Below are 7014 nucleotides of genomic sequence, written 5' to 3'. Positions count from 1 at the left end.
AACCGAAAGGGGGGGAAGAAAGTAGAATGTCTTAGGGAGGTGGGGTATGCGCAAACTGCTGTTGGCGCTTGGTGTGTTCTTCGGTTTGGCCTCGGCCCAGGTTTCCTTGGAAGGCCTTAAACCCTCCCTGGCCCTCCTGGGGGGAAGCCAGGGGTTTGGGGTGGAGTTTTCCTGGCGCTGCCTCCTCTTCCAACCCCCGGTGGGGGAGGTGCGCCCGGCCTTGGACCTGGCCTTTACCGCTGGCGGGGAGGCCAACGGGGCCTTCCTCTTCCGCTACTACTACCCCGTGGCGGAAGAGCTCAACGTGGGAGCGGGCCTGGGCTTGGCCTTTCCCAAGTTCCAGGAGGCCAAGCTCTACCTCCGCCTGGACGGGGAGTACGGCCTTAAGGCCCTGGTGGGCGCGCCCCTTTTCCTGGGTGGGGATTTTGGACTCCTGGGGGGTGGCCTGGCGGGCCACCTGAAGCTGGGCTACCGCTTCTAAGGAAGCGGGAACACCCTCCCCGCGGGTCCTCTCCTGCGGGGGGTGTTTATTCCTTACTCCTGGGCTTCCTCCTCCCCCTCTGGGGTGTCCACCTCCACCTTCATCACCTCCCTAAGGAGGCTTGTGGCGTAGCTCCCCTTGGGGAGGAAGAAAGAAAGCCAAAGCCCCTCTTTGGCCTCCTCCACCCGCCAGTCCTGGAGGGGCACCCTTATGGGCCTCCTGGCCCCCCGGCGGGCCCTAAACTCTTCCCGCCCGAGATGGTAGCGGGCGAGGACCTCGTCCTCAAGGGCCCGGGCCTCCCCTTGGGCCTCGGGGTACTTCTTGCCGAAAAGGGGCCCGGTGGCGCTGATCTCAAGCCTTAGGGCCCGCTCGGCCTCCTTGGGGTCTTCCACCAGGAACTCCCCCCCGGTGGCATGTTTCTTGGCCCAGTCCCCGGGGATCACCGTGGCGTAAAGCCCCCGTTCCATCCTTAAGGCCACCCAGTCGTTGAAGAGGAGGCTTTGGAGGCTACCCACCAGGAAGCGCTTAAGCCAAGGGCTTCCCCGCCCCTTGCCCTTCTTTACGAGCTCGTACCCCTTTAAGGGGTTCAGCCCCCCAAGGCCAAAGCGCTGGGGGCCGTAGTAGTTGGGAAGGCCCTGGGCCGAGAGGACCCTAAGGATGGCCTCGGCCCTTTCCCTTCCCCCTTCCGCGCCTCGGATGAGGATCCGGAAGCGGTTGCCCTTGAGGTGGCCGGTCCGTAGCTTGTTGGTGTGGAGGCCCGCCCCCAGAAGGCGCACCCCTCTTAGGTTTTCCAAAAGGCAGAGGGCGTTCTCGTACCTTCTCGGGATGGAGAACCACTGCCGGGTTCGGGCGTGCTTGTCCTTAAGCCCCGCCACCCCGATCTCCTTCTCCGGCACCCCCACCTCGTCCCGCAGGAAGAGGAAGACCTCGCGGGTGGTGAGCCCCTCTTTTTCCAGGAAGAGGTAAAGGTGTTCTCCATCCCCGCTGGGGAGGTAGGCGGGGACCTCCTCCACCTGGAAGTCTTCTGGGGTGGTCCGGATGGTCCCCCCCACCCCCGGGAGGCCCGCCGTGAGGAAGGGGTAGCGCCCTGGCCGGTAGACGAGATCCATCCCCCTATTGTCGCCTAAGGCAGGGCCTTAAGCCAGTCCTCCAGGACCCCAAAGCCGTAGCGGAAGAAGGCCTCCGAGCCGAGCTCCACCCCCGCCTGGGCCAGAATCTCCTTGGGGCCTAGGCTTTCCCCGGCCTCCAGGACCTCGAGGTACTTGGGCACGAAGCTTTCCCCTTCCTCCCGGTAGCGCCCGTAAAGGGCCAGGACCACCAGGTAGCCCAGGGCGTAGCTATAGGTGTAGAAGCGGTAGTGGACGAAGTGGGGAATGCCCGCCCAGGCCGAGCGGTCTAGCTCCGTCCAGGCCACGCTTTCCCCGTAAAGCCGTTCTTGCTCCTCCTGCCACAGGCGGTGGAAGTCCTCGGGGGCGAGAGCGGCTTCCCGGCGGGCCTCGAGGCTCCCTCGCTCGAAGAAGGTGTACATCACCTGGCGGAAGAGGGTGTTAATGGCGTCCTCCACCCGCTCGGCGAGGAGAAGGGTCCGTTCCTCCCCGGACATCCTTTCCAAAAGGAGGTCGTCCAGGAGGATCTCCGCGAAGACGCTGGCCGTTTCAGCCAAGGGGGTGGAGGCCCCGAAGTTGAGAAGGCGCTGCTTCCTCGCCAGGTAGAAGTGCACCCCGTGCCCGAGCTCGTGGGCCAGGGTGTGGGCGCTGTCCAGGTCGTCCGTGTGGTTGAGGAGGACGTAGGGGTGGGTGGAGGGAAGCCCTCCGCTGCAGAAGGCCCCGCCCCGCTTGCCGGGCCTGGGGTAGACGTCAATCCAGCGCCCCTGGAAGAACTTTGCGGCGATGGCCGCCATCTCGGGGCTGAAGCGGCGGAAGGCCTCGAGGACCATGGCCTTCGCCTCCTCAAAGGGCACCTTGGGCTTTGGGCCAAGGGGCGCAAGGAGGTCCTCGCTGGGGGTCTTCTCTTGCCCTAGGCGCCCCGCCTTCCAGAGGTAGTAGCGCTCCACCAAGGGGTAGTGGGCCTGTGTAGCCTCCAGGAGGGCCTCGATGTCCTTCACCTCCACCTCGTCCCGCAGGGCCACGGGCTCCAAGGGGTGGCGGTAGCCCCTAAGGCGCAGGTCCTGAAGGTAGTCCAGGTACACCGCGTTGAAGACCGCGCCCAGGGTGGGGGCCTCCTCCAAGAGCTTGCCGTAAAGGGCCCGGTGGGCCTCCCGGCGGAGGGCGGGGTCGGGGTCCCGCCTAAGGGCCCGCACCTCCATCTCCGTGCGCTCCCTGCCCCCCACCAGGAAGCGGAAGCGGCCCGTGTATTCGGTGTAGAACTGGCTCCAGGCGGAGCGGCCCACGAGGCCTTTCAGGTTCAAAAGCTCCTCCTCCCGCTCGGAGAGGGTGTGGGGGGCGTAGGCCCGCTGCCTTTCCAGGAAGTGGCGGAGATCGGAAAGCCCGGGGTACTCCAAAAGGCGCCCGAAAGCCTCCTCGGGAAGCCTCCTCAAGGCCACCTCCAAGGGCACCAGGCGGTTTCGCACCTCGGTGTACCGGGTCCGCACCCGGTCCAAGAGGGCCTTGGCCGTGGGGTCCTGGGTGCGGGTGGCGAAGTAAAGGCTTGCGTAGTTCAGGGGTCTATAGGCCTTCTCCAGGGCCTCCTCGTAGCGGCGCAGGAGGGCTTCCGCCTGGTTTGGGTCTTCCAGCGCCTTGGGGTCCAGCTGGCCCGAGAGGGCCAAGGCGGCCTCGAGATCCTCCCAAAGCCTCGGGTCCTCGGGGCCCCTATAGAGGTCGGAAAGGTCCCATTCCACGGGCCTAAGTATACTGAGGGGCGGCGCTTTTTACTGGGGCCGCAAGGGTTAGGGCCCTTTAGGGAGAGCTACGATGAACGCTTCTTTGGTCATCTACCGCCAAAAACCCGCCCTGGCCTGGGAAAAGGAAGGGCGGTTGGAACTCCTCCTCCCAGGCGGGGAGCGGATGAAGGTGCGCCCTAAGGACATCCTCCTCCTCCACCCGGGGCCCGCAAGCCTGGACCTCGAGGTCCCCGAGGGCGAGGAGGAGGCGGCCTGGGAGCTATTAAAGGGGGAGCGGGTTTCCCTAAGGGAGCTCGCCGAGCTCGTCTATGGGGCCTACACCCCCGAGGCGGCCTATGGGGCTTACCTCCTCGCCCAGAAGGGGGAGCGCTTCGTGCTGGAGGGGGAAGGGGTAAGGGCCCGCACGGAGGAGGAGCTCCTTGCCCTGAAGCGGGCCCGCGAGGAGAAGGAGGCCCGGGAGCGGGCTTTCCGGGAAGGGGTGGAGCGGCTTAGGAAGGGCGTCCCCACGCCGGAGGACCGCCCCCTTCTCCAGGAGGTGGAGGCCATGGCCTTTGGGGAGCGGAGGGAAAGCTCCGTGCTTCGCGCCCTAGGCCTTTCCGAGACCCCCGAGGCCGCCCACGGCCTCCTCCTCCACCTGGGGGTGTGGCGGCGGGAAAACCCTCACCCGAGGAGGCTTCGTCTCCCCCTTACCCCCCCAGACCTGCCGGTCCCCCCCTTACCCGAGGAGGAGCGGGAGGACCTCACCCACCTCCCCGCCTTCGCCATAGACGACGAGGGGAGCCAGGACCCGGACGACGCGGTCTGGGCGGAGAGGGTGGGGGAGGGGTTCCGCCTCCTGGTCCACGTGGCGGACGTGGCCGCCCTGGTGGCCCCGAATAGCCCTTTGGACGAGGAGGCCCTCCGCCGGGGGGCCAACCTCTACCTCCCCGAGGGCACGGTGCCCATGCTTCCAGAGGAGGTAACCCAGATCCTGGGCCTGGGCCTGAAGGAGGTTTCCCCTGCCCTCACCTTTGAGCTTTTGGTTTCCGAGGAGGGGGAACTCCTGGAGGAGAAGGTTTACCCTAGCTGGGTGCGGGTCCAGCGCCTCACCTACCAAAAGGCCATGGAGGTGGAGGGCCTCGAGGCCCTAAAGGCCCTGGCGGAGGCCTTTAGGAGGCGCCGCCTGGCCCAGGGGGCGGTGGACCTTGCCCTGCCCGAGGTCAAGGTGCGGGTGGAGGGGGAGACCATCCAGATCCTCCCCTTGCCCCCCTACCCGAGCCGGGTCTGGGTGCGGGAGGCCATGCTCCTTGCAGGCTATGCCGCGGCCCACCTGGCCCTGAGGGAAGGGCTTCCCTTCCCCTTTGCCACCCAGGAAGCCCCCACGAAGAGGGTGGAGGGGGAGGGCCTGAGCGCCCTTTGGGAGCAGCGAAAGGCCATGAAAAGGGCCCAGCTTAAGGCGGTGCCCGCCCCCCACAAGGGCTTGGGCCTTCCCCTCTACGCCCAGGTGACGAGCCCCTTAAGGCGCTACCTGGACCTGGTGGCCCACCAGCAGCTTCGGGTGTGGCTTAAGGGGGAAAAGTCCCTAGCCCAAGGGGAGGTGCTGGAGCGGGTGGGCGCGGCGGAGGCCGTAGCCGACCTGGTGCGGGAGGCAGAAAGGAAGAGCAGGCTCCACTGGACCCTCCTCTACCTCCAGGAGAAGGGGTACGAGGGCCCTGGGGTCCTGGTGGAGCGGAGGGGCGGGCAGGGGGTCTTCCTCCTCCCCGAGCTCGGCCTCACCGCCCAGGTGGCCCTGCCCGCTCCCTTGCCCCTGGACGCGGAGGCCCGCCTCCGCTTCCTGAAGGCGGACCTCCCTAGCCTCGAGGGCCGCTTCGCCCTCCTTTAGTCCATGTGCTGGATCAGGGCCTGGCCGAACTCGCTCGTCCGGAGCAGGGTGGCGGGCTTCCCTTCCGCCTGCAGGAGGCGGTGGAAATCGTAGGTGACCAGCCCCTTAGCGATGGTGCGCTCCATGGCCTGGACGATGCGGTCCGCAGCCTCATTCCAGCCCATATAGCGGAGCATCATCTCCCCGGAGAGGATGACGCTGGAGGGGTTCACCTTGTCCTGGCCCGCGTACTTGGGGGCGGTGCCGTGGGTGGCCTCAAAGACCGCGTGCCCCGTGAGGTAGTTGATGTTGGCCCCGGGGGCGATGCCGATCCCCCCCACCTGGGCCGCCAAGGCATCGGAGATGTAGTCCCCGTTGAGGTTCAAGGTGGCGATGACCGAGTACTCGTCCGGGCGCAGAAGGATTTGCTGCAGGAAGTTGTCGGCGATCATGTCCTTGATGACGATGTCCCGGCCGGTGCGGGGGTTTTTCAGCACGTGCCAAGGTCCGCCGTCCAGGGGCACTGCCCCGTAGCGCTCCCTGGCCAGGGCATAGCCCCACTCCCGGAAGGCCCCTTCCGTGAACTTCATGATGTTGCCCTTGTGCACCAGGGTGACGCTGGGCAGGTCTTCCTTGATGGCGTACTCTATGGCCGCGGCCACCAGCCGTTCCGTTCCCTCCTTGGAAACGGGCTTTAGGCCGAGGCCCGAGGTTTCGGGGAAGCGGATCTTGGCGTAGGCCTTGGGGAACTCCCGCTTGAGGAAGTCCAGAACCTTCTTCACCTCCTCGCTCTCCGCGGGCCACTCAATCCCCGCGTAGATGTCCTCGGTGTTTTCCCGGAAGATGACCATGTTCACCAGTTCCGGGTGCTTCACCGGGCTCGGCACCCCCTTGTACCAGCGCACAGGACGCACGCAGGCGTAGAGGTCCAGCTCCTGCCTTAGGGCCACGTTGATGCTGCGGATGCCCCCGCCCACCGGGGTGGTCAGGGGGCCCTTGATGGCCACCAGATACTCCCGGATGAACTCCAGGGTTTCCGCGGGGAGCCAGATGGGCTCCCCGTAGACCTGGTTGGCCTTCTCCCCCGCGTAAAGCTCCACCCATACGATGCGGCGCTTCCCCCCGTAGGCCTTCTCCACCGCCGCGTCCAGGACAGGCCTGGCCGCTCTCCAGATGTCGGGCCCGGTGCCGTCTCCCTCAATAAAGCCGATGATGGGTTGGTCGGGCACCACGAGCTTCCCGTCCTGGATCCGGATCCGTTCGCCTTCCGCCGGGATCTGGATATGCTTGTAGGCCATAACCTTACCTCCGGCCCTAGCATACCCCTCCTCCTCGGGGGTCGTGTGTCCTTTGGGGGCGGCGCTAAGTGCCCCACCGAAGCTTCCCTAGGTGGGGACCCCAGAAAAAGGGCCCCGCACGCTTTTCCTTCGAGTCCTTTCAATGCCCGGGCGCTTAGGTAAGGGGGAAAGAAGCACCCTGAGGACTACCTGGAGTACTGCCAAGAGGGTTCCTGCGGGGTGCTCCTCCTGGCCAGGGGGTTTACCTTGGATGGACCCCCCTCCTTAAAGGACCTCAATGGAGGGAAAAGCTCCTGAGCCGGGCTTACCTGAACGAGGAGGGCGCGGCCTGGGTCTCACCGGCGGGGTGAGCCGGGGGGCGGTGCGGGTTTTCCTCCAAACCTTTGCTGAGACTACCCTCCCGGACTTCATGGAGTTCATCTTTGAGCCTGTGCTCGGACAAACACATGTGAGACTGCCCCAACTAAAATGTGGGGACCACTCCAACATGAAGGAGGTCCCCACGAATGCAGCTTACCACCATCGGCCAGGAGATGTGGAAGGGAGCCCGGCTGGC

The 7014-nt window shown here is 66.1% G+C and carries 5 protein-coding genes; 2 read left to right on the top strand and 3 right to left on the bottom strand.

Annotated elements, in window-relative coordinates; all coding sequences use genetic code 11:
* Nucleotides 1-46: 46 nt before the first annotated feature.
* Nucleotides 47-481: a hypothetical protein gene (locus WKI94_RS11160; RefSeq protein WP_337845805.1), complete on the top strand. Its 435-nt coding sequence runs from the start codon at nt 47-49 to the stop codon at nt 479-481.
* Nucleotides 482-534: 53 nt separating this feature from the next.
* Here WKI94_RS11160 and WKI94_RS11155 read toward each other — a convergent pair whose 3' ends face one another.
* Entirely contained in the window at nt 535-1590 is a 1056-nt protein-coding gene (locus WKI94_RS11155) for a tRNA pseudouridine(13) synthase TruD (protein WP_337845804.1), read from the bottom strand.
* Nucleotides 1591-1604: 14 nt separating this feature from the next.
* Nucleotides 1605-3317 (bottom strand): M3 family oligoendopeptidase, encoded by a 1713-nt coding sequence (locus WKI94_RS11150; protein WP_337845803.1) that lies wholly within the window; start codon nt 3315-3317, stop codon nt 1605-1607.
* Nucleotides 3318-3390: 73 nt separating this feature from the next.
* Here WKI94_RS11150 and WKI94_RS11145 point away from each other — a divergent pair, with 73 nt between their 5' ends.
* Nucleotides 3391-5181, top strand: coding sequence for an RNB domain-containing ribonuclease (locus tag WKI94_RS11145; protein WP_337845802.1), 1791 nt, complete (start codon nt 3391-3393; stop codon nt 5179-5181).
* On the opposite strand, the gene icd is transcribed toward WKI94_RS11145, so the two are convergent.
* Nucleotides 5178-6458 carry an NADP-dependent isocitrate dehydrogenase gene (gene icd, locus WKI94_RS11140; protein ID WP_337845801.1) on the bottom strand — a complete coding sequence of 427 codons (1281 nt, stop codon included), beginning with the start codon at nt 6456-6458 and terminating at the stop codon, nt 5178-5180. The genes WKI94_RS11145 and icd overlap by 4 nt on opposite strands.
* Nucleotides 6459-7014 lie beyond the last annotated feature (556 nt).

Origin of the sequence: Thermus sp. (genome assembly GCF_037444525.1) — a bacterium.
Classification (GTDB): Bacteria; Deinococcota; Deinococci; order Deinococcales; family Thermaceae; genus Thermus.
Note: the sequence above shows the minus strand (reverse complement) of the source record. Positions and strands in the feature narration are given on the sequence as shown.

Excerpts from the sequence above, each read along its gene's own strand:
- WKI94_RS11160 (WP_337845805.1), top strand. The coding sequence starts at position 47 with ATGCGCAAACTGCTGTTGGCGCTTGGTGTGTTCTTCGGTTTGGCCTCG.
- WKI94_RS11155 (WP_337845804.1), bottom strand. The coding sequence starts at position 1,590 with ATGGATCTCGTCTACCGGCCAGGGCGCTACCCCTTCCTCACGGCGGGC.
- WKI94_RS11145 (WP_337845802.1), top strand. The coding sequence starts at position 3,391 with ATGAACGCTTCTTTGGTCATCTACCGCCAAAAACCCGCCCTGGCCTGG.
- icd (WP_337845801.1), bottom strand. The coding sequence starts at position 6,458 with ATGGCCTACAAGCATATCCAGATCCCGGCGGAAGGCGAACGGATCCGG.